18 protein-coding genes are annotated in these 22,783 nt (G+C 38.9%); 6 read left to right on the top strand and 12 right to left on the bottom strand.

Going from position 1 to position 22,783, the window contains the following annotated elements:
- Positions 1-435: 435 nt before the first annotated feature.
- The 3 genes from EHR01_RS13140 to EHR01_RS13130 are packed head-to-tail and all read right to left on the bottom strand — an operon-like array spanning position 436 to position 2,189.
- On the bottom strand, positions 436-855 hold the full coding sequence (locus EHR01_RS13140; RefSeq protein ID WP_004786111.1) for a MaoC/PaaZ C-terminal domain-containing protein: 420 nt from the start codon (positions 853-855) through the stop codon (positions 436-438).
- 15 nt (positions 856-870) lie between these two features.
- On the bottom strand, positions 871-1,308 hold the full coding sequence (locus EHR01_RS13135; RefSeq protein WP_020776763.1) for an FAS1-like dehydratase domain-containing protein: 438 nt from the start codon (positions 1,306-1,308) through the stop codon (positions 871-873).
- A gap of 14 nt (positions 1,309-1,322) precedes the next feature.
- Positions 1,323-2,189, bottom strand: coding sequence for an alpha/beta hydrolase (locus EHR01_RS13130; protein WP_135695217.1), 867 nt, complete (start codon positions 2,187-2,189; stop codon positions 1,323-1,325).
- 137 nt (positions 2,190-2,326) lie between these two features.
- Between EHR01_RS13130 and EHR01_RS13125 the strand changes: the two genes are divergently transcribed.
- Together EHR01_RS13125 and EHR01_RS13120 are read left to right on the top strand one after the other, a co-directional pair.
- Positions 2,327-4,609, top strand: a complete 2,283-nt coding sequence (locus EHR01_RS13125) for a sulfatase family protein (protein WP_135695215.1) — start codon at positions 2,327-2,329, stop codon at positions 4,607-4,609.
- Between the two features lie 47 nt (positions 4,610-4,656).
- Positions 4,657-5,925, top strand: coding sequence for a 1-acyl-sn-glycerol-3-phosphate acyltransferase (locus EHR01_RS13120; protein WP_135695213.1), 1,269 nt, complete (start codon positions 4,657-4,659; stop codon positions 5,923-5,925).
- Here the strand turns inward: EHR01_RS13120 and EHR01_RS13115 are convergent.
- On the bottom strand, positions 5,922-7,283 hold the full coding sequence (locus EHR01_RS13115; protein ID WP_135697333.1) for an OmpA family protein: 1,362 nt from the start codon (positions 7,281-7,283) through the stop codon (positions 5,922-5,924). The genes EHR01_RS13120 and EHR01_RS13115 overlap by 4 nt on opposite strands.
- A 109-nt stretch (positions 7,284-7,392) precedes the next feature.
- Between EHR01_RS13115 and EHR01_RS13110 the strand changes: the two genes are divergently transcribed.
- Positions 7,393-8,304, top strand: coding sequence for a phosphate ABC transporter substrate-binding protein (locus EHR01_RS13110; RefSeq protein WP_135695211.1), 912 nt, complete (start codon positions 7,393-7,395; stop codon positions 8,302-8,304).
- Between the two features lie 51 nt (positions 8,305-8,355).
- Here EHR01_RS13110 and EHR01_RS13105 read toward each other — a convergent pair whose 3' ends face one another.
- Positions 8,356-9,879: an NHL repeat-containing protein gene (locus tag EHR01_RS13105; protein WP_135695209.1), complete on the bottom strand. Its 1,524-nt coding sequence runs from the start codon at positions 9,877-9,879 to the stop codon at positions 8,356-8,358.
- A 456-nt stretch (positions 9,880-10,335) separates the two neighbouring features.
- On the opposite strand from EHR01_RS13105, the gene EHR01_RS13100 reads away from it, so the two are divergent.
- Positions 10,336-13,731, top strand: coding sequence for a chitobiase/beta-hexosaminidase C-terminal domain-containing protein (locus EHR01_RS13100; RefSeq protein ID WP_135695208.1), 3,396 nt, complete (start codon positions 10,336-10,338; stop codon positions 13,729-13,731).
- Positions 13,732-13,951: 220 nt separating this feature from the next.
- On the opposite strand, the gene hpt is transcribed toward EHR01_RS13100, so the two are convergent.
- Genes hpt through EHR01_RS13085 form a run of 3 tightly spaced genes read right to left on the bottom strand, consistent with a single transcriptional unit; the run spans position 13,952 to position 15,624 of the window.
- Complete coding sequence (gene hpt, locus EHR01_RS13095) at positions 13,952-14,473, bottom strand: hypoxanthine phosphoribosyltransferase (RefSeq protein ID WP_135695206.1); 522 nt, start codon at positions 14,471-14,473, stop codon at positions 13,952-13,954.
- A complete protein-coding gene (locus EHR01_RS13090) occupies positions 14,470-14,982 on the bottom strand; it encodes a SixA phosphatase family protein (protein ID WP_135695204.1) in 513 nt (170 codons plus the stop codon). Before EHR01_RS13090 ends, hpt begins: the two co-directional genes overlap by 4 nt.
- Positions 14,983-15,027: 45 nt before the next feature.
- A complete protein-coding gene (locus EHR01_RS13085; RefSeq protein ID WP_135695202.1) occupies positions 15,028-15,624 on the bottom strand; it encodes a response regulator transcription factor in 597 nt (198 codons plus the stop codon).
- Positions 15,625-15,630: 6 nt separating this feature from the next.
- Here EHR01_RS13085 and EHR01_RS13080 point away from each other — a divergent pair, with 6 nt between their 5' ends.
- The gene (locus tag EHR01_RS13080) at positions 15,631-18,063 is read left to right on the top strand and encodes a hybrid sensor histidine kinase/response regulator (RefSeq protein ID WP_208721778.1); all 2,433 of its coding nucleotides are present in this window, start codon (positions 15,631-15,633) and stop codon (positions 18,061-18,063) included.
- Here the strand turns inward: EHR01_RS13080 and EHR01_RS13075 are convergent.
- The 4 genes from EHR01_RS13075 to EHR01_RS13060 all read right to left on the bottom strand — a co-directional run bounded on the left by EHR01_RS13075 (position 18,055) and on the right by EHR01_RS13060 (position 21,912).
- On the bottom strand, positions 18,055-18,621 hold the full coding sequence (locus EHR01_RS13075; protein ID WP_135695199.1) for a DUF1569 domain-containing protein: 567 nt from the start codon (positions 18,619-18,621) through the stop codon (positions 18,055-18,057). The two genes, EHR01_RS13080 and EHR01_RS13075, sit on opposite strands and share 9 nt — an antisense overlap.
- Positions 18,621-19,358 carry a TerC family protein gene (locus EHR01_RS13070; RefSeq protein ID WP_208721810.1) on the bottom strand — a complete coding sequence of 246 codons (738 nt, stop codon included), beginning with the start codon at positions 19,356-19,358 and terminating at the stop codon, positions 18,621-18,623. The genes EHR01_RS13075 and EHR01_RS13070 overlap by 1 nt, the downstream gene beginning before the upstream one ends.
- Before the next feature lie 73 nt (positions 19,359-19,431).
- Positions 19,432-20,868, bottom strand: a complete 1,437-nt coding sequence (locus EHR01_RS13065) for an Asp23/Gls24 family envelope stress response protein (RefSeq protein ID WP_425269990.1) — start codon at positions 20,866-20,868, stop codon at positions 19,432-19,434.
- 105 nt (positions 20,869-20,973) lie between these two features.
- A complete protein-coding gene (locus EHR01_RS13060; RefSeq protein ID WP_135695196.1) occupies positions 20,974-21,912 on the bottom strand; it encodes an RluA family pseudouridine synthase in 939 nt (312 codons plus the stop codon).
- Between the two features lie 56 nt (positions 21,913-21,968).
- On the opposite strand from EHR01_RS13060, the gene loa22 reads away from it, so the two are divergent.
- Positions 21,969-22,538, top strand: coding sequence for an OmpA family outer membrane lipoprotein Loa22 (gene loa22, locus EHR01_RS13055; protein ID WP_208721809.1), 570 nt, complete (start codon positions 21,969-21,971; stop codon positions 22,536-22,538).
- Positions 22,539-22,783 lie beyond the last annotated feature (245 nt).

Here is a 22,783-nt window from a genome sequence, read left to right as displayed (position 1 = left end):
GATAGGATATTGAATAGTTTTAGAAAGATACGCTCACAAAATGTTAAAAAAATTTAATCAAATTGCCTAAGCATTCAAGATTCGACTTCTTTTTTTATTAACGTCAAGATTTTTTTGAGAAATCTGGTCTTTCAGTAAGCATTAAATCTAGAAGATGCGTTAGTTGGTAGATCTTTTGTCTTTAAATCAACGTATATCTCGAACCATGGGTCAATCCCCGCGCCAGCGATAGACGTGGAAATCCGAAGGATTGGAGCGGATAGCGCGGTCGTTACAGGATAAAATATTGATTTGTTATGCGATTCGAGGCGCCCGAAGAAAATAGGAAATAGTATTTATAAAATAAAAAAGCACCGAAGTTTCCCTCGATGCTTTTATAGTTTTTAATTCCGTTTTGATTCTGTATTTGCGAATCAGAAAGAAATCAAAGTTTACTTATACTGCGTTGACGACTAAATCTCCACCGGCTTTTACTTCACCAGCTTCGTTTTTTGCTTCTACAAGTACAGTCACAGTTTTTTTACCATCTTTTTCAAATTTCTTTTTGATGGTTCCAACGATTGTTAGTTTTTCGCCGAGTTTCGTCATGGCTTTGAAAGTCACACCAAAGTATGCGATGTCTTTTTGCTCAGCCCAAGAAGTACAAAGTCTTCCTACTTGTGCCATTACATACATACCATGAGAAATGGTTCCATCAAGGCCTGCTTTTCTTGCGAAGTCTGGATCGTTGTGGATGGGGTTAAAATCTCCGGATGCTCCCGCATAACGAACTAAATTTGCATGTTCGATAACAGGGATGTCGAGGGGAGGAAGAGTCTGACCAACTTCTACTTTATCAAATTCGATTTTTGCCATTGTTAGCCTCCTGTATTAATCCTTACGAATGAAAATCGCCATCTCAGCAGAAAGGATGGGATCATTTTTTTCATCATAGATGGTTGTTTTGAAAGTAACGATTTCTGCTCTTCCAACTTTTACGTCAGAAATTTCGGACTGTGCGTACACTTTGCCCGGATACAGAATTTTGTGGTACGTATACTCTTCTTTTAAGTGAAGGATTTTGGAAAGGTCGATACCGAGTTCGGCCATATCGTTCCAAATCTTTGGGTATCCCCAAAACATAATGACTGTAGGGAAAGTTGGTGGAGCAGGAACATCAGAGTATCCAGCTTTTTTAGCTTCTTCTACGTCAAAATAGATTGGGTTTTTTTCGTTGATGGCGAGGCAGAATTCTTTGATCTTTCCTCGTTCCACTGTGAAATCAAAACGATCTAGTTTTTTTCCAACTATATCTTTGGTTATTGCCATTGGCATTTATCTCCTTAGTGTTTATCGATCCAAGCAACTAACTCTTTAAAGACGAGAGCTCTGTCTTGCGGGAGTTCGTTCATGGTTTCGTGGTACAATCCGTCAAAAATTTTCATTGTTTTGTCTTTGGAGTTTACCTTTTCAAAGGCTTCCAAAGTTCCTTGGACAAGAGCAATTTGATCTTCTTTCCCATGGAACATATAAATTGGTACATTGATTTTTGTAGCCGATTCTAATGCAAGAGTGTAGCAGTTGAGTAAATAGTCACCTAAGTAGGCTCCAACGTTTCCATGCACCAATGGATCTTTTACATAGGCTTCTACGACTGACTTGTCATGAGAAATCATATTGACATCAAGTCCTGTGGGAACTGTAAGAGTGGGCGCAAGTTTTGCTAAAAACCCACCGGCGCCTTTTTTGATATCCATTACCAGGTCTGTTTTGACTTTGATGGGAAGAGCACTACAGATATAAGCATCTAAATCATTTTGGTAGTTGTCTGTGGCAGTGTAAAGAAAGGTAATGGCTGCACCCATAGAGTGACCAAGTAAGGTAACTTTACTGACGCCTTCGTTTCGTTTGGCGATATCGATGAGTTCTTTTAGGTCAGCAAAAAAATCCGAGAAATGAGTGATGACACCACGGCGTCCATCGGACTTACCATGACCTCTGGCATCGATGAGGTAAATGGCGTAATTGCGTTCTGCCATTGCTTCCAATAAAAAATTGTAACGACCACCGTGTTCCCCGATCCCGTGGTGGACCACAAGGACACGTTTAACTCCCGATTTAGGTCGGTAAATTTGGTAATAAATTTTACCGCCGTCTTTGTTTTGAAAGGTAGACTCCTCACGGGAGTAGGCTTGTTCCCAATTACTCATAGATGTCAAGAATGTATGATGGAAACCTAAAAAGAAAGAACTTTTCCTATTCTTAGGAAACCTGTTTTCCAAACTGGTTCCATATGCGAGCGACTCTTCCCTTCGCCCTGACAATCTGTTTTTGTCTCTTCAGCTGTTTGAACAAATCGGAAAGACGTTTCCCAGTGGATTTGGTTTTGGAGTTACGAAATGCAAAATCAAAAATCGCCATCTCGCGTGATTTATTACCCTACCATTGGAAAAAAAATCCAGGTCGTCAAAGTGGACTTCCCCTCTCTCGCAAATGGGAAAATACACAAGTTACATTCAATACAGACAAAGAGATTTTTTTAAACCATTCTTTGGATTCTCTTTTTTTTCCACCGGGCCAAGAGTATGAATTTAAGGTAACTAAAGGAGAATATGAATTTTCTTCCCTTATAGGTTTGTTAGGTGGAACGGAATACCAAACCCAAGTTTCAGGAAAGTTCAAAATTTATTCAGGAGAAACTCTTTTAAAAGAATGGGACCTTACCGGATTATCTAAGGAACGTTGGTTTTCAAAAAAAGAAATTTTAGAAATAAGGGAACAACAATTACTAAGATTAGTTTGGGAGAGTGCGGATAGTTATCTCTTTGTCGGCGAACCTTTGTTATATCAAAGAGAAGGGTTTGGTTTTGAAAGTCAGGAAACTAGAAAACCAAAGTCTGTGATACTAATTGTCATTGATTCTGCAAGAAAAGATTTTTTTGGGTCTTATGGTTACCCTCATTCTGTCACACCCGTGATGGATCAGATGGCAAAGGAGTCGGTGTTTTTTGAAAATCCTTTTGCAAATGGGAACTGGACCAAACCTTCGATGATGTCTTTTTTTCATTCGGAATATTCGTCTAACCTGGGTTTGGGGAATTCTTGGTTTTCGACAAAACCCTACCAAAGAAAAGTTTATTATGGAAAAAAAAGAGACAATTTAGCCAAAACATTTCGGGAAGCAGGATACTTTACCCAAACAATCATGAATAATGTTTTCTTTTTGGATTACACAACGGTTGGTTTGGATTTGGGATTTCACAACTCTTTCCAGGTGGGAATGGACATAGTGGATACCGAAGTTCTCACAAATAAAGCAATCCAGTTTGTTTCAGAATACAAAGATAGACCCTATTTTTTACATTTTAATTTGAATACGCCTCATGCCTCATATTCTCCACCTCCAGAAGATATGGCTGCAGTTCGATCGATCGTTCCTTCCCATCTGTTTTATCGATATGAATCTCCCGTGCAACGTTACCTCGGCGAAATGCATTATACGGACCGAGAAATTGGGAGGCTTGTGGAAAGGCTAAAGAAAGAAGGCACTTATGAAGAAACTATGATCATAGTGACCGGTGATCATGGGGAACTATTCAGTGCACACCACGATTATAGTTATCATTTCATTATGCAAACTCGGTTTGGTCATGGGGAAACTCATTATGATGAAGAAATCAATGTCCCATACTTTATCAAACTTCCTAAGTCTTTAAAAGAAAGTTTAGAATCTGACCTTGTCAAAAAGGCAAATGGAGGACAAATTCGAATTTCTGGCCAATCGTCTTTATTGTCGTTGGCACCAACCATTTTAGGATTTCTTGATTTATTACCTAAAAATTCTACTTACCAAGGGGCCGATTATTCGTCTTGCATTCGCATAACAAATATTTGTCCAAAAGAAGAGTTTATTTATACAGAAGGAAGAATGTCGGAATCAGTTCGGACGGAAAAATATAAGTACATTCGTAGGTATCCTGGTTTTACGACAGTTAGGCGAACATCGGCTGGTGAACCTCATACAATGGCCGAAGAGTTGTATGATTTAAAAAAAGATCCAGAGGAAAAAAATAACCTCAGTCCTTTGCCCGAAGGTGAGAGTCTTTTACAAACGGCAAGGTCAGACTTTCGCCGGGAAAACTTTTTAAAAAGAAACAATTTGCGAATTTTAATTCCACCTTGTTCGGAAGCACTTTGTCGTGATTTCCTTTCTTTGAATGTCCAAGGTTCCATTTATGATTGGGAGATCTCTCCTGCGATCCAACTTGGTTCCGGTTCCGCCAAATCCATTTCCTTACAAAAAGAATCAAAACCTTCTCAGACAACCCAAGGGGAGGAAGTGGTATTCAAAACAGTGAATCCAGAACTCGGTGCATTTTTTAGTTTTTCAAGGAATGGAAAAACGATTCCTGTTCGTTTTGGAAGGTATGGGTTGGAATACCAAAGGTCCATCACCAACATAGAAGACTTAATTGTATCAGAAAGGCAACCAGAAGGTTTTCCCACTTCTTCCTTGCCTTGGGTGTACAACGATGGTGCTTTTAGTGGAACGAGAGAATCGGATGTACAAAGAGAGATGGGCAAAGAGGTGAAAAAAATATTAGAAACCTGGGGATACATCCACGAATAATTGCTCGTATTGGCAAAGGGGTTTGGCTTACTTATCAAGACAATTGTATGAAAGACTTGTTTATTCCTCCGCGTTTTGAAATCCCAATTGCATTGGGATTGGATTTAGGTTTTCCCATTCTTTCTAAACTTCTCTTCAACATTGATGGGGTTGTGATAGATAAAGAAGATGAACTTCGCCTAAAAGAAATCAAAAACAAAAGGCTTATGTATCTTTCCAATCAACCAAGTGATTTGGAACCTATCATCGCATATTATGTTGCCAGCAAAATTGGAACACGATTTCATTTTATGGCTTCACGTAGCATTTTTAATTGGGGTTTTGGTTTGGTGGGAGAACTCATCAAACGTGTTGGGGCTTTTTCCGTAATTTCAGGATCTTTCAATCGTAGTGCAATCAAAACCACCAAACAGATATTATCCGAAAAAGATGGAAAACTGGTTATGTACCCGGAAGGAATGGTCTCTGGTGAAAATGATAATTTGGTATCATTTTTACCTGGAGTTGCACAAGTTTCTTTTTGGGGATTAGAAGCTGCTTTAGAAAAAGATCCCAATGCGGAATTATGGATCCAACCAACCTTTGTGAAATATAAAATTTCCGGCTCAAGGGATTCGATCCTAGCCGACATTGAAACTTCTCTTTCAAGAATCGAACGCAAATTAAAACTTTATCCAGGTGGAAGAACACTCCTTCGCCGATTTTTGACTGTGGGCCGAGTGATGTTAGAAGAAACTGAATTTGAACTGGGAATTCCAAGAGCTGAAACAGATGGGAAAGATTTTGATTATCGTTTGGGAAGGGCAAGACATACGGCTTTGAATTTGGCAGCTTCCATTTTAAATGTGAAGTTTCAAGAATCAGACAATGCCATTCAAAAGATTCGATTGTTATTCACTGCCTTGGATCGATTAGAAGCAGGGGTTCCTCTTTCTACAACTCCAAAACACCTAACAGATCAGAATATCCGTCGTGCCAAACAATTGGTGGATACTGCCTATGCGTTTATCATTACCAAACCAAAAAATTTAATCCAATGGCCATCTGCGGAACGTTTGATGGAATGGATTTGTAGTTTTGAAAAACATATTTTTGGAAAAACAGAAATGAGACCACGAAAGGCTCATGTGGTAGTTGGTCCTGCGTTTTCACTCGCACCATACTATCAAACGTATCAGTCTCAAAAAAAAGATGCCATTCAAAGTTTACTTTCAGAAATTCGCAAACAAATGGAATTACTGATGGAACGAGGCAAAAAAGAAAGTGAGCCTTTGGTTCCTCCGTATTCGGTGGGACTCGATTTGGAAATTGGTTAGTCCAAAACTAAAGTAATTTCTACTCTGCGGTTTTTATGCCGGTTCTCTTCTGTATCATTGGGTACGATTGGTACTTCGTCAGCATACCCTTTGAAGGAAATATGTTTTTCGTCCATCTTATGAAGATCAACTAACGAATGAAGTACGGACTTTGCTCTGTCTTCTGATAGTTTTTGGTTGTATTCTTTTTTTCCAATATTGTCTGTATGACCGGAAACTCGAATTTCTCTGTCAGGATATTTTTTTAGGATCTCCGCAATTTTTGTTACTGCGGTTTCTGCTTCGGGTTTTAGTTTGCTATCGTTAAAATCAAACAAAATAGAATCCAAAGAGAAAACAATTCCATCCTCGGAAGTTCGAACGGAAACGGGAAGGTTTTTTGGATCGGTTTTTTTCTCAGGAGAAGGGATTTCTCCCGTATCAGTAATCCTTCCTAAGTTTTCTTCATTTGGTAATTTTCCGTTGGTTTTATCTTTTGATGGATCACCGATTTTTGTTCCATTCAAATCACCGGTATATCCTACAATTAAATCTTCAAGTATATCTTCTCGAATGGATTCTTTATCTTTTGCATTGATTTGGTTACGAAGAAAATACACTCCTTTGATATGAAAATTTGCTTCTTGAACCGTTCCATTGGGATAGATGAATGTGTATGATAATTTTACTTCTTTAAACTCGGGAACACCGCGGCTGGCATTAAAAAAAACGGTTCCTGATGCAAATCCAAAAATTTTATACGGAACATTTGGTACCATCTTTTCCCCATCGGGTTTGTTATAAAAAATCGGATAGGTATAGGTGATCTTCTCACAATTGCCTTTATAATTTCCTTCTGACCAAGGAAAGACTCCTTGGAAGGTATATTCGGGAACCACTTTGACTCGGATGCGTTCAGAATTAAAATCAAACGATTCTTCTGCTGGTAATTTCCATACATCGGAAACAGAAACTGCTGTATCCGGAAAACTAGGAAAACTGCGAAGGTTTGGCATGATAAATTCATTAGGAACTTCGTAACGGCCATTACGAAAGAGAGTGAAATCTGATAAAAATTCTTTGTCTTTCCAGAAAGGTCCAGACGTTTTTCCGTAACGAAGATAGGTATCAAACCATGCATTCACCAAACAAGAGTCAGTTGAACATTTTTTAGGTTTCATGACCACTCTGTTTTTATCTTCTCTTTCCACTGTTTTTGTACCAACGCGGAAAAATACATCGTGGTATTCGTTTAGTTCCAATACTTGGTTTTCCTTCCATTTCCACTGGAAAGAGGTTTTGGACTGCGGGTCGGCCGAGGCCATGGCCATCGGAAGAATTGTTACAAAACTATAAAATACCAATCGGCGGAAGGTCATCACGAAACAAAGATCGGGGAATTTTTAGAAAAACTGATAGGGGAAATGGAAAAAACTAACGGTTTTTGCGATTGACGAAGGATGGATTTTTGGCTTTACCTGAATTACCATGAAAAACCTTTCTCTGCTTTTTTACATTTTGATTACAATCAACTTTGTCGCTTGTAAGGACAAACAAACCTTAAAAGTTGCAGGTTCCGAAACTATGAACAGTATGATGCGTTATTTAGGAGCTGAATATGAAAAGGTAAACTCTAATGTTCGTGTAACAGTCGAAGGTGGTGGATCCGAATCAGGAATTGACAGATTACGAAAAGGTGAGATCGATATGGCAGTTTCCTCTCGCGATTTAAACCAAGCTGAATTCGATGACCTTCGTAAAACGGGAAACTTAGAAAAAGTAAGATTGGCTTACGATGGTGTTGCTCTTGTTGTGAATCCAAAAAATTCTGTTTCAAAACTTGACTTGGCCCAAACTTCCGATATCTTTTCTGGAAAAATTAAAAATTGGAAAGAAGTTGGTGGAGTTGATGCCCCCATTTCGATTGTGATTCGGAATGATAAATCGGGAACTCAGGATTATTTCCAAAATCATATTCTCAAACGAAAGGATTTGGGTTTAAATGAGTTTAACGAATATAAATCCAATGTTTTTTCAAAAGATGCAAAAATCGTAAAAGACAATTCTGAAATGTCAAAATTCATCCAAGAAAATCCAAATAGCATTGGTTATATGGGTATGGGGTCAGCTCTTGTCGACAATAAAGACAAATTAAAGGCACTTGATTACGCAAAAATCAAAAAAGATCCTTATATTTCTCCTTCCGTTAGAAACGTATATGACAGAAAATATAAACTGGCACGTGAGTTATTTATCATTTATAAAACTGACCAAGGTGATAAAATTGATGCCTTTGTTACTTTTCTTACCAGCGAACAAGGGCAGGTTGCCGTTTTACAATCTGGATATTTAAGAGCATCACTTCCAGAAGTAGAAGTTTCTGCAGAGCCGGTGAAGTAGGTACGTTTTTCGATTTAAATTTCAAACAAACGTTTTCTTCGTTTGTTGTACTTAGTAAACTAAAACTCTATGATTCATTCGGTCCGCTATGTACAGTTGGCCGAATTTGTTGAAAAAAATTCCAGTAGGGGAATATAGACTTTTAGGTCCAATGACTCCTGCATTACAACTTCCTCCATTGTTTGCCACAGAACAGATTAGATCATTGAACTGACCAAAAACTGCGACAGCGGCAATCCCTTCTGTTTGGGTAGTCCTCGGATACATCACCACACGGTTGTTACCCGAATCTGATACAAAAAGATTATCACTTTGGTCTAAAGCTAATCCAGTCGGACCAGAAAGACTTGTTGGACCTGAACTACCACCACCGCATGTGATAAAATCTGGTTGGCCATACACTCGGGTGGCGGTTGTGGATCCTGGGGGAAAATATAGGATTCTGCTATTGCCATTATCGGAGATGTACAATCCACCTTCGGAATCTAAAACCATTCCGTTTGGACTACTCATTTTTATATTGGAACATCCAAATGAACTAGAGGTCAAATCTGGTTGTCCATAAACACGAGTAGCCGTAGTGGAACCGGCGGGAAAGTAAAGGACACGATGGTATGCAGATTCAGAAGTATACACTCCTCCGTCGGGAGCATGGATCACTCCCATTGGGGTACTTAAGGTAGTAGCACTAGCAAGTCCTGCCGAAGAACTAGTATACCCAGGTTGTCCATAAACTGCAGAGGGAATCGAAGTGTTTTTGGGAAAATGCAAAATGCGATTGTTTCCCATATCCGCTGCATACAATCCGTTGTCTTGGTCAATTCCTATTCCGCGAACACTATTTAGGGAATTTTCACTCACAGCAGTACCAGCACAGGTTCCTGCGGAGGCTCTATTGATCACATCACAAGTAGAATCACCAAATTGTCCGTACACTCTAGAAGATATATTTATGTTAGGTGGATAGTATTGGACGCGGTTCACTCCGGAAATATAAACGCCTCCTGAGGTATCCACAGTCACCCAATAAGGGGCGCTTAGATTTTGGCTAGATGCAACGGCACTGATTGCACAAGCCCCTGTATTATAAGTAGAACCACAAGTAAATGACCCGTATTGTCCATAGACCATGGTTGCACTTGTATCTACAACTTGAAGTGTGATGGTAAAAACGGCATATCCGGGATTACTTCTTGTAATGGTAATAGGAGTATTTTCTGTGATTGCAGCAGTGGTACCTTTAATTTCTCCCGAAAATGAATCAAAACTAAGCCCGACAGGTAATGTTCCTTGCACCGAATAACTAGAATTAGATTTATATCTAGGAATGATGGAAACTGGAAAGTTTAGATACAATCGGTATTTTGAAAATTTATACTCAAATGGGGGAACATTTACTAGATTATTTCCACAGTAGTGGGACTCAGCGGTAGTGGCCGATTGGAAAAATAAAGAGGAAAGATAGGAATCTGATTTTGGATCACAGAAGTTATTGAGAGATTCCGGTTTACAAAAGCTCGATATTAAAATTGGGAATAATAAAAATAAACTTTTGAGTTTGTATGGAATTTGCATTAGATAGGTTTTATTAAAATTTCAGCAAAATGTTATATGGATAGTTTATAATAAGTGAATTTACTATTGTTATAAATTGAAAATAATTTATCAACAAAAATTAAAAATGCTTTTGGTAAAGGTTTAGAGTTTTTTACATGTATGAACGGGTGGTTTTGAATTTTATGGACCATTCAATCTATAAAATTATTGTTTTCTAATATGAAACATAATTTAGGTTTAGGAAAATTCCTGAAATAATTCACAATACGGTTTTCTTGGAAAATTCAGGAAACCACCTTCTTACGAATGTTATTTTTTAACAAAACCGTTAAAAACGGTGAAATGCACTTTTTAGAACATTTTTAGCGGTAATTTTAAATTTTTTCACAAGCTAATGAAAATTAACTGTCTTCCTAGTAATTCATATCTTCAAGATCGTTTTCAAATCTATCAATTTTTTTAGGTTAAAAAAACATGCGAATCGAAAAACAAACTTTCCTTCTTGCCTTTCTCATTCTATTCACTCACAATTGTGTTCTGTTTTTACCCAATGGTGGTGGTGAAGCAGGCTTTAATCCATTTACCTTTCTTCTAGGTCTTGTTGGGGGTAATCCCGCTTCCTCTCAAAACCTAACTCCAGGTGCCACCATTGATCTGTCAGGTGATGGTAAAACAGACGGAACCTTTGTCGATTCTGATGGAGATGGTGTTTCTGATGGAATCAACCTTACCGGTGGAACCACTCCCAATTTAATCCTCATCGATACCAATGGGGATGGGATTCCCGATGCTGTTGATTCCAATGGTGACGGACTCCCTGATTATTATATTAGTCCAAACCCTCCTGGTTTTCTCACAACAGGACCTGGCGGAACAGGAAACCCTGTGGTCGTCATCGTGGATGCAAATGGCAATCCACTTGGCTTTGATACCGATGGAGATGGAACACCGAATGATACTGCGATTGTCACGATCCTTGGTGACACAACACCCCCAACTATCACCAGTTCCTTGTTAACTGGAACTTTTTCCACGACTCAAACCACAACTCTTACTTGTTCCGACAACAAAGCTCCAGGATCCATTGTTTATACTTTGGATGCATCGACTCCTAGTTTCTCTCCAAAACATGGAACCATCATTGCAAAATCTTCCAAGGCAGTTTCTCTTTCTACAGAAGGAAGTCATACCCTCCAAGCCATCTGTCGTGACTTAGCAGGAAATCTTTCTGCACCGATAAACATTGTTTATACGATTGATACTAAAATCCCTGCACTCACAATTGTAAGCCAATCGGCAACAGCTATCAGTTCTTCTGCAGGCGCAATATCTAGTTCTACTGCGACTTGGAGATCGGATCGCTCTGGGTCTTTCACTATTCGAGAAGGGAGTTCTTGTGATTCAGGAACCATTGCTACGACGGGATCTGCTACTGCCAATGTAGACCAGGGGTTTCTTCGTTCCCATACTCATTTTACAAGTGAAGGCATAAAGATATACCGCATCTGTGTAACCGCTTCGAATGGACTGACAGGATTTGTTTCTGTTAGTTTGCAACGAGATGATGCAGCACCGGTTGTCACAGCATCTCCTGGTGCGGGAAGTTATGGAGAAGCAACCTCTGTTTCTCTATCTTGTTCCGATACAGGTGGTTCTGGATGTGAGCAGGTTGCTTATGCTGTCCAAGCTGGTTCCGCACCGTCAATTCCTGCCATCCAAGGAACGACTGGAACGGTAAGTAGTGGAACTTTATACGCAAGCGCCATAGCCATGACCGATGGAGCTGTCACCTATATGAAGTTTGTGGCTCGAGACAAAGCGGGAAATGTTTCTAGTGTGAATTCTCAAAACTATACTGTGGACACACAAGTGGCCACGATCACCGTGAATTCTCACACGGCAGCCATCAATGGATCTTCGTATCTATCTTTAAGCTGGCAAAGTTCCAAAGCTGGAGCCTATCAGATCCGTTTGGGTGGATCTAGTTGTGCCAATGGTACGGCATTAACCAATACAGGCAGTAACGCCAATGTATCTGGAAATGTGGCTGCCACAACTGACATCACTTCCACGATTGCCAATTCTCATTTTACAGAAGGAGACAATACCATCCGTATTTGTGTCGCAAACCTAATTGGTAGTTTTGGATCCACCTCTCGTACGACAAACAAAGACAGTACAGCTCCTGTAGTTACGATGGCCTCTCCTTCTGGATCGGGACCATTTGCATCGGGAACCCAACTCCAACTCAGTTGTTCCGACACTGGCGGATCTGGATGCGATAAAATCATTTATACCTTGAATGGCACAGAACCCACGTTTGACGGTAGTGGTGCTGTGACCAATGGTACAGTGTATTCTTCTCCGGTGGCACTTGCCAATGGTAGCAACCAAGTGAAATACTTGGCTCGTGACGTAGCGGGAAACATCAGTTCAGGTGGAAATCAAAGTTTTGATATCGTTGGTCCTCCGGATGCTCCTGCTTTTGTAGAAGCGCAAGCGGGTGGAACCAGTGCTGTTGTGCAGTGGTGGCATGTGACTGGAGCCACATCGTACACAGTGTACTATAGCACAAGTCCCGGTGTAACAACGGCTTCCACTAGTTTTGGACCTGTGACAGATCCTTATGTAACAATTACTGGACTGGCAGGTGGGACATTGTATTACTTTCGAGTAGTTGCTAGTAATGCAGCTGGAACAAGCGGAGTTTCGTTGTTAGAAGCGGGGGCGTTAACGACCGCTGCACCACCAGGGACGAGTCTGATAGGTAATAGGATTGATGTTTCAGCAGGTCAAATAATATATGAAGATTATTTCCCAAGCATGACTATAGATGATGTAAATCAAAAACTGTATGTGTCGACATTGATATCTAATGATGAAATAAGATTAATTCGTTGTGAATTAAATGGTACAGATTGTACGTTTACTGTTTTGTCAAAAGTAATCCCAAACTCACATTTTTGGTCAATGAGAACAAGAGTTGTAGTAGATCCAATTAATAAGAAAGTTTTAGTGGTAAATAATCTAGGATTGCAGCCAGGTTTGTTTGTTTGTGAACTTAATTTATCAGATTGCAATTTTCAGGATATATCAGTTGGTCAAGGGTATAACTCTGCTTCACTCAATAGTATAAAAGCAATAATAGATCCTATAAACAATAAACTATTGGTTATTGCACGAAATTCAACTCAAAACTCCCTTGGGCTTTTTCGATGTGATTTATCAGGTATTAATTGCATATATAGGATTATAACTGGTTCAGTTTACAATTCATATAATAGTTTAATTATTGATAATAAAAATAACAAATTGTTGGTGGTGCTACCATATGACGGATTAAGATATTATTTATTTAGGTGCAATCTTGATGGAACAAATTGTACAAATAGAAATATTTCCACCAATCTAGGAACTGATTCTGGATATTACCCAAGTATTTCTATAGACTATGTTGATAGCAAGTTGTTAGTAGCTACGGCAGATTCAGGGAACAGTGGTAAACTAAATTTTACTAATTGTAATTTAGATGGATTAAGTTGTTCACATAGTGATATATCGACTCAAACTGGTCAAGGAACTCATTCAGGTCGAACACCAATTTTAAACATTGATTACCATAACAGAAAAATCTTAATTGTAACAAAAAATCAAGCTAACAATTATAAGCCGTCTTTGTTTCGATGCGATATGGATGGTAAAAATTGTTCGCATACTGATTTATTCAATTTCCTAGGTAATGAAAGTAATGTGGACGCCGTATTACCTGCATCTGAACCTGCTGCTATTTTAGATCCAAAGAATGGAAAACTTTTGGTTTTGTCTTTTTCTACTTTTGGTGGACGTAAGCATTCATTACTTATCTGGTAACTCCTCCCCGCGCCAGGGATCCGAAGGGCTTGGTCTCACCTGATGCAGGTGAGACGGGAGCGTAAGCGCACCCCGGAGGAGCCCGGTCGCTGTTTCAATTAGATTGGTATCATCTAACCAATGCGAGGCGCCCAAATGAATCACTTAGATCATTGTAAAATTTATTTTCTTAACTTTTGGTGGCCGAAAAACAGATGATAAGGTAAGGAAATAAATTTCTCTAAAGCGTAGAATCCGTACCTTCCAACTTTGCAACATAAGGTAGATTACGAAATCTACCTTTATAGTCCAAACCATAACCCACAAGAAAATCGTCCTCGATGATAAATCCTGGATAATCAACGGGAATGTGTGGATTAGCTTTTGATTTTTTCCAAAAGAGGGCAGCCACTCTTAAGTCTTTTGGGTTTTGTTTTCCTACTTCTTCTAACAAGTATTCTAAAGTTTTTCCTGTATCTACGATATCTTCCACAAGAAGGACTGATTTATTTTGAACTGAATGTTTTAGCTCTTTGGTGATTTTTAAATCTCCAGATGAAGTCGAATCTCCATAAGATGATGCTGCCATAAAGTCGACCTCGTGCGGAATGGCAATGCTACGGCAAAGGTCAGCAGTGAAAATAAATCCACCGTTTAGGATTCCAATCACAACTAAATCTTTACTTAAGAAATCGCGAGAAATCTCTCTGGCGAGCTCTTCTACCCTTTGGTGGATTCGTTCTTCTGAATATAAAGGTTTCATTCTTTGCCTATTTGCCCGGGGATCCAGAATACCGACAATTGGCAACTGCCCCAGCTAAGATCTTTCCATGAATCTTTTGAAAAACTCAAGCCGAGAAATGCGGCCGTCGGAAATTTCTGAAAGTGAGAAAACTCTGATTCACCAAACAGGAGGGAACTTCCTAAGTCCTCTAACCCTGGATTGTGTCCGACCAAACAGACGGAACGTACGGCCGGGGAGAGTCCTTGTAGCAAAAAAAGGAGATCCTCTTTCTCAGCATCATAAATGGATTCGCGAAGTTCAGGTTTGGGGAACCGAAGGATTTCTTTACGAAGGGAAGAATAGGTTTTTAAAGTTCGTTCTGCCGGTGAGACAAAACATTGATCAAATTCAAAACGACTTTCTTTTAAATAATCTCTTAGGGCTTTGGATTGTTCTTTCCCTCGGCGGGAAAGGCTGCGATCCAAATCAGAATCATAAGGTTCATCCCATTCTGATTTGGCATGGCGAAGTAAATAGATTTGTTTCATAACAATATACTAATCGAAACAAATGACTGAGAAATCACGAATTGACTATTTTTGTATTTCTTTTTCGTACTTGGAAATGAGCTCGTTATTGTTTTTACAAGAAAACTTTGTCCGCATTTGGTTGAGATGGTATTCCACAGTTTTTCTAGACTTTTGGATTCGATCTGCCACTTCGTTTTGAGATAAACCTTGGACGAGTAGGTTGAGAATTTCCATTTGAAAGGCAGAAAATGGAAGTTGTACTTTGCTCACTCCCTCGGAAATAAATGAACCACCTTTCATCACAAGTGTAATGACTTCGGGAAGTTTGGAGATAGGATCTGACTTTAACATATACCCATCAGCCTTGGCTTTGATGGCATCTTCTACATAGACACGGCTTCCATGTAAAGAAAAGATAATGACTTTTGTTGGTTGGTGTTTTTCTTTAATTTCACGCAATACATCGATACCATTTCGGTCAGGTAAATCGATGTCTAAAACCAAAATATCAATGGGATTCGATTCTAAAAAATGAAACAAATCGGCTGCCGTTCGAAATTCTCCGGCAAGAGAAAAGAAAGGATTGGATTTCAGGATAGATATGATTCCTTCAGTGACAACGGAATGATCTTCTAAGATGGCAATTTTTATGGATTCCACAGCCTTATGATTCTCAGAGTATTCTTCTCATCCATCCAAAAATCTTTCTGGGACTTACTTATTTTTTGTAGATATCCCTTAATTTTCGCAGTTGTCATCATTGGCACCGCCTCCTGCCGGTTTGACGCCTACCCAACCTTACTGGCAAAAGATGGTGTTTTGGATGCGAGAGTCGCAGACTTTTCAGGGGAAACGATAAACCTGACTGGGAATTGGGAATTTTATTGGAATGAGTTTTTGGATCCCACCACGGAGTTACCGAATCACAAATCTTATCTTAAAGTAGGTGTTCCTTGGTTTTCCCAAGAGAATGAAGATGGGGAATTGTATCCAAGTTTTGGTTTTGCCACCTATCGCCTAACAGTTCTTTTGCCGGACAATACTTCTGAAAATGAACCTTTTGCCATTTCGGTTCCTGTATTGCATAGTGCGTATCAAATTTATGTGAACGGAAAATTGGTTGGTGAAAATGGAACCATTGCAAAATCCGCAGAACAACACAGACCTTCTTTTCATTCCAAAATTATTCCTCTCACTGGAGTCTCCAAAAAAATAAACCTGGTCATTCATATTTCCAATTTCTCTCATAAGTATGCAGGGATACATGGAATCATTCGATTAGGAAAACTTCAAAACATCATAAGTATATGGAATGTAAATTTTACAATTTCTTGGATCATTATGATCTTCATGTTGTTTCTTTCCATCTATCATGCCTTGGTTTATTTTATCAATCGTTCAGAAAGAAATGCACTTCGTATGACCTTTGTTTATTTGGGGATTCTCATTCTCTCTTCCACATTGATTGAAACAAGAGTTTTGTTTAATCTTCTTTCAGATGATTATTGTATGGCATTGTTTCGATTTTCTCGAATTGGATTTGTTTTGGTTTTATACTTCGGTGGTTATGTTGTTCTTAATTTAGCACAAATGCGTTTTTTCAAACGAATCTTGGTTTTGCTAAAACTGTATACATTGAGTTTTTTAGCCGTAGTTCTATTGACTCCGGTTTCTTATCTTTCGAAACTTTCCTTTTATTTCGAGTTTACTTCTGTTGTGTTTGTATTTTTGGGACTGTTTTCTGTCTCTCTTGCTCTTTATTTCCAACGAAAAGAAAGTAGATTGTATTTCTTTAGTTTGTTACTAGCCATTATCGGTGGCCTAATCGACATTTTTTTAATAACAAATCCTAATTTTGGATATAGGCCACTTGGACTTGTTTCTTTATATTTGTTTATTTTTCCGCAAACATTGGGTGTGACTTTAGGGTTAGTTCGTGTTTATAAAAGATCCGAAACCTTATCAAAAGAATTATATAAACGAAAAGAAGCCCTCGAAAAAAAAGTAAAAGCACGTACGATGGAATTGGAAAAGGCAAATCGTTGGAAGGCAAACTTCGTTTCTTTAATTTCGCATGACTTACGTTCGCCTCTGAATAGTGTGAATCAAATTTTGGATGTAATCGATTTTAGTTTTAGCGAAACAACCGAAGAAGAAAAAAAGAAATTTTTAGAAATTTGTAAAACAGGCGTCACACAATCTCTTCGTATGTTGGAACAATTATTGGATGTAAGTCGGTTTGATGCCTTTGGAACCAAACTCATTCAAACTCGGTTTTGTGTGAACGAACTACTGAACGAAATTATTGAATCAGTAGAACCATTGGCCACACTCAAAGGGATTCGAATCCAAAAAGACACTCCCATCCAAGCAGAAATCATTGCTGACCGCACTTTGATTGGCGAAGTATTTAAAAATATCCTTACCAATTCTATTAAGTATTCTTATCTGAATTCGGAAGTTTGGGTTGGTCTTTCTTATAAAGGGAAATGGCTTTCTGCAGAAATTCGGGACCGGGGTTTAGGAATGAGTGAAGAACAAATCCACCGGCTCACCGGCGAAGAAACAATAAAAAGTATGCCAGGTACTGCAGGAGAACGTGGTACGGGGCTTGGTTTACAATTATGTACAAATATTTTGGAAGCACACTTTGGAAAACTTCGAATTAAATCAGTTTTAGGTGTTGGTTCTGCCTTTGAGATTTCTTTATCAAAAAGCACAAAATCTGTGTTACTTGTAGATGATTCTGGTAATTTTAGATCAGACCTAGCTGAGGTTATGCGAAGAAATCAATGGATTGTGATTGAAGCTGGAAATGGGGAAGAAGCTTTGTCACATTTATCAAGAATCACTCCAAGCCTTATCATTACCGATTTGCATATGCCTGGAATGAATGGGATTTCATTAATTCACGAGTGGGAAGGGCGTCGTAACCAAAACCAAAAAATACCCATCATCTTAGTCAGTTCGGATGCCCCGCTTTCCGGCGGTGATAAGTTTTTGGAAGAAGAAGGTTTAGAAACCATAGTTTCTGCTTATTATTCCAAAATGTATAAGGCAGAGGACCTCTGCCAACAAATAGAAGCGATTTTAGAGTAACACTCGTTCCATGTGATTTTTGATATGAAGGCTATGTGCTACATCATATTCTTCTTTTGTGAGTTCACCATAAGCAAAATGAGGTCGTAGAGAAGACTCTTTTGTTTTGGAAAAATCATCGATGGCTTTGATGAGCCTTGTGATCCCAACTTTTAATTCAGTGGCATTGGAAATTTCCTCCGCGCCGGGAATGGGTTCTTCTAAACCATGATTCATTTTATTTTTAAAAGCAAATACAGAAAATGCAATTTTTCCGACAGAACCTCGGAAGAGAGATGATTTCATTTCAGGATACCCATTCAGTGAATACTCAATGCTTTGGGCACAATGGGTGAAAACTTTTCCAGGACTCCAGTTTCCAGCAATTTGAATTCCTTTGGGATCGGATTGTAATCCGACGAGTAAAACGCGAAGGTCAGCAAGGTCATCCGCTTCCAACCAAGGAGAGACTTTTGTTTGAGTGGATTTGTCCTCATCCTGTTTGGATTCACTTTGTACAGGAAATTGGAGTGCGGTATACAACAAGGCAGATCGTTTGATAAACTCTTTTCGTTTCATTAGAATTTTCCTTTTAATGCGACTGGTTTTTCCGGTTTGGAACGGAGTTTCATATTTAAGAATTCAACAATCACTGAAAAACACATCGCAAAGTAAATGTACCCTTTCGGAATGTGTAATTCAAATCCTTCTCCAAGTAAAGCCACTCCAATCAAAATTAAAAAACTTAAAGCTAAAATTTTGATAGTTGGATGTCTGTCGACAAAATCAGAAATACTTCCACTAGATAATAACATAAATCCTACAGATAGAACAACGGCAACAATCATCACTCCTAATTGGTCTGTCATTCCCACTGCAGTGATCACTGAGTCCAAAGAAAATACAATGTCAAGAATCATTATTTGAATGATGACTTTTGAAAATGAAACTCGTTTGGTTGATTCTTCACCTAACTCAGATTCTCCTTCTAGTTTGTGATGAATCTCTGTGGTAGACTTAGCAATTAAAAAGAGTCCTCCAAAAATCAAAATGAGATCACGGCCACTGATGGAATGGTTCAGAATCGTTAAGATTGGATTTGTGAGTTTCATAATCAGTGAAAGAGAAAATAACAAAAGGATACGAGTGAACATGGCAAGTAAGAGGCCAATTTGCCTTGCTGACTTTTGTTTGGTTTTTGGCAATCGAGAGGAGAGGATGGAGATAAAGATGATATTGTCGATGCCAAGGACAATTTCCAAAGCAGTCAGTGTCAATAGTGCAAACCATACTGAGGGATCGGAGAGAATTTCTATCATAACGTATCCCAAACTGATAAAATCAAAAAAGGAATCAATCTAAATCCGTACAACGTTTTCCATAAAGAGACTAACGACGATAAAAATACCAACCTTCACATTCTTTCACCAAACGAACTCCTTTCCAAAGGTCCAAATGTTCTTTGGTTTCTGTGATCCCCCAGGAAAATTCTCCAAAAGATTTTTGTTCTAATCCCTTGTCCCAAGTTCGGTTGGAAACCCAAGGGTAGTAGATCCCTTCTTTTGTGAATGGAACAAGAATCCAATTTTGGTTGGAAAATGCGTAAACATACTTAATTGGCCAGTAGGTAGAAGCACCAGAAACTTGAGGATCAAATTGGGAAAGGCAATCCATCCGGTGCAAACGTTTGGTTTCTCCTTCATTTACTTTTTGAGTTAATGTTGGATAACGATCATTGTAAAAGAAAACCATTCCTAAAAATACAATGAATACTGCCACGGAACGAAGGATAGGAATGATTGTAACAATTCGGTAGATAAGGAAAAAAATACAAAAAACTAAAAAATAGAGATAACGAAAGTTTGGTTCTATTTGAAAAATAAATAACGCAATGACTGAGAGAAAAGGAGAAAGGAATAAAACTAATTCCAAAAATAAATTTTTTCCCTTGGGCCGAAATACAGAAATCAAAATGTAGAAAATAAGTAAAACAAGATACCAATCAAACCATTCGGCAAATATCGGATGTTTGGTGATAGATTCAGTTAACCCCGAAACCCAAGAACTTGGGTCTTTTAAAACCAAACCTTTTGCTGATTGGATTCTATCCATTGTGGGTAGTTCTTTTGAAGTAAAAATTCCAATCCCACTTAGGCGTAAACCTTGTTGCCAAACTTTTCCTAAACCAAATCCAATGAGAACCAAACCAATGGGAAAAACGGATTTTTTTTCCAAATGAACGAGAGCATATACTAGTAAAAATGGAGCAATATGGACAAAAAACCAATATTCGGAAATCCAAATGAAAGACAAAACCAAAAGGAATCGAATCATCTGAATTCGATTTTTTGGATCCCAATTTTGGATTTCGTAGATTGTGTAGGCGGCAAAAATAAATATAACCGCATGGAAACTCGGAAAATAAAACTGTCCGAGGCTATTGGGCAAAACACCGGCTAAGGCTAAAAATCCCAAAGAAAACAAATACGAAACTTTGTTTGGAATTCCCAAGGTTTTGGCCAAAACAAAGGGCATCAAAAAATAAAAAAAACCAAACACCCAATGGAACCAATAAACTGAATGGAAAAGCGGGTAAATCAGAACCGATAGGACAATTTCTGGAAATAAACTGGAACAAGGAGGAAGGTTCCAACCACGAACCTCGGCAAAGCCACCAGTCCAAAAATCCCGCGCAAAAAGATAAGGATATAAAATATCGCTATCGGTTCCTTCTCCCAAATGGTTTTCATAAATGGCATCAAAAAACAAATGAAAGGTGCCAAATAAAATTAGTAAGATTAGGATTGGTTTTATCAATCGCCGCATCATTCGAATATCACCAGTTATCTAAATTAAATCCACCAACATAAATGATCCAATCACTTAACAAAGTTTAAATCAAAATCAGTTTCAACATATGTTCCAGTTGGATTAGTAACTTGGACATTTCCTTTCAAACGTTTTGAATCGTTCTGGAAAATCTAATTCCACTAAGATTCGTTTGTCGGCAATAAAGGGATGAGGGAACTCCAATCGTTTCGCAAAAAGCAAAAGTCCATATTGGGTATAATCTTTTGCCGAACGAGAATACAAAGTATCTCCCACAACGGGACAACCCACCTTCGCCATATGAACACGGATTTGGTGGGTACGACCTGTTTCAAGCCCTAGTTTCATCAAACTAAATTTACGCCCTGTTTGTGTTTGGACAATTTTTTCAGTTTGGTAATGGGTGACGGCCATCCTTCCATCTTCTCTCACGCACATCTTCACTCGTTCCACGGGATGACGGCCAATCGGTAGATTGATCGTTCCTTCTGATTCCACTGGAGCTTGGAGGACCCAAGCGTAATAAGTTTTTTCAACTAACCTATCTTGGAACATTTTGGAAAGGGCAGCATGGGCACGATCGGTTTTGGCAATGATGAGAACACCTTCTGTGGGTTTGTCTAAACGATGGACAATCCCTGGACGACGTTCACCACCGGTAGCCGAAAGATTTTTAAATTGGTGGAGGAGTCCATTCACAAGAGAAGGTTGGTCGTCTCCAGGCCCACTATGGCAAGCAATCCCGGCTTTCTTATGGATAACCATAAATTCGTCCTCGTCATAGAGAACAGGAATGTCCATGGGGATGGGTTCGAGTCTTGAGGGTGGTCTTGCGATCACATCCACGACATATTCTTCGCCAACGGTCACTTTATATCCATTTTTATGGACAAGTTGCTCTTTGGTTTTGTTTGTCACAAATCCAGAATCAATCCACTTTTGAACAGTAGAACGGCTGAGATCGTCTCCGGCATTGTCTTTTAGAAAGACATCCAGGCGACTTTGGTCATAATCTTCGGAAACGGTTACAAATATTTGCATTTTCGGTTGTTATCTAATGAAAAGAACTAAACTATGGAAACATTAAGGTAGGTCAACTGATGAAAAAAGGATTTTTTTTAAGCCTCATCCTCCTCGCAGGTCTTTCGCTTTCATTAACGAATTGTTCGTCTTCTGAAGAAAAAGAAACTCCGAAAGACACAACTTCCACTATGGGAACAACATCCACTGTATCTTCCAGAGATCTCAATGCAGCTCTTTTGGATGAAATCAATGTAGCACTCAAAGACTACCGTTATCCAGATGGTGTTCGTCGCAGAGGTTTTAGCTACAAACAAGCGGACATCCAAGCAGAAGATTTCAAAACTTGGGCAAAAGACAACGTTTCTTACATCAAAGACGCTCTTGCAAAACTTCCTGAAGGATACGCTTTAGAAGTAACTGGTCATGCGGATGCATCTGGTCCAGAAGAAGCAGAAGGTGCTAAAAAAGGAAACGGATACTATTCACAAATTCGTTCTGATGCTGTGAAAGATGCTCTAGTAAAACAAGGAATTCCTGCTGACAGAATCGTTACAAAAGCTTCCGGTTCTTCTAAGCCAATTTCTGGTTTTGATGAAAAAGACGCGATCAACCGTCGTGTGACTTTCCAAGTCGTTTCTAAATAAGAAAGTAACCTTTCTCAATTAGAGATCTTTCTCTAAATCAAACCCACCATTTGGTGGGTTTTTTTATACCCATCCATTTTTTATAAAGAAAAGTTATCTTCCCGTATCGATTTGGGCGCCTCGTATTGGTTATGCGAATAAAAATTCCATTCTATCTCGACCGCGCTATCCGCTCCAATCCTTCGGATTTCCGCTTCTATCGCCACTTCGATACACTCAGCGCAAATGGCGCAGGGGTGGAAACT

Origin of the sequence: Leptospira mtsangambouensis (assembly GCF_004770475.1) — a bacterium.
Lineage (GTDB): Bacteria > Spirochaetota > Leptospiria > Leptospirales > Leptospiraceae > Leptospira_A > Leptospira_A mtsangambouensis.
This window is presented reverse-complemented; position numbering and strand designations above follow the sequence as displayed.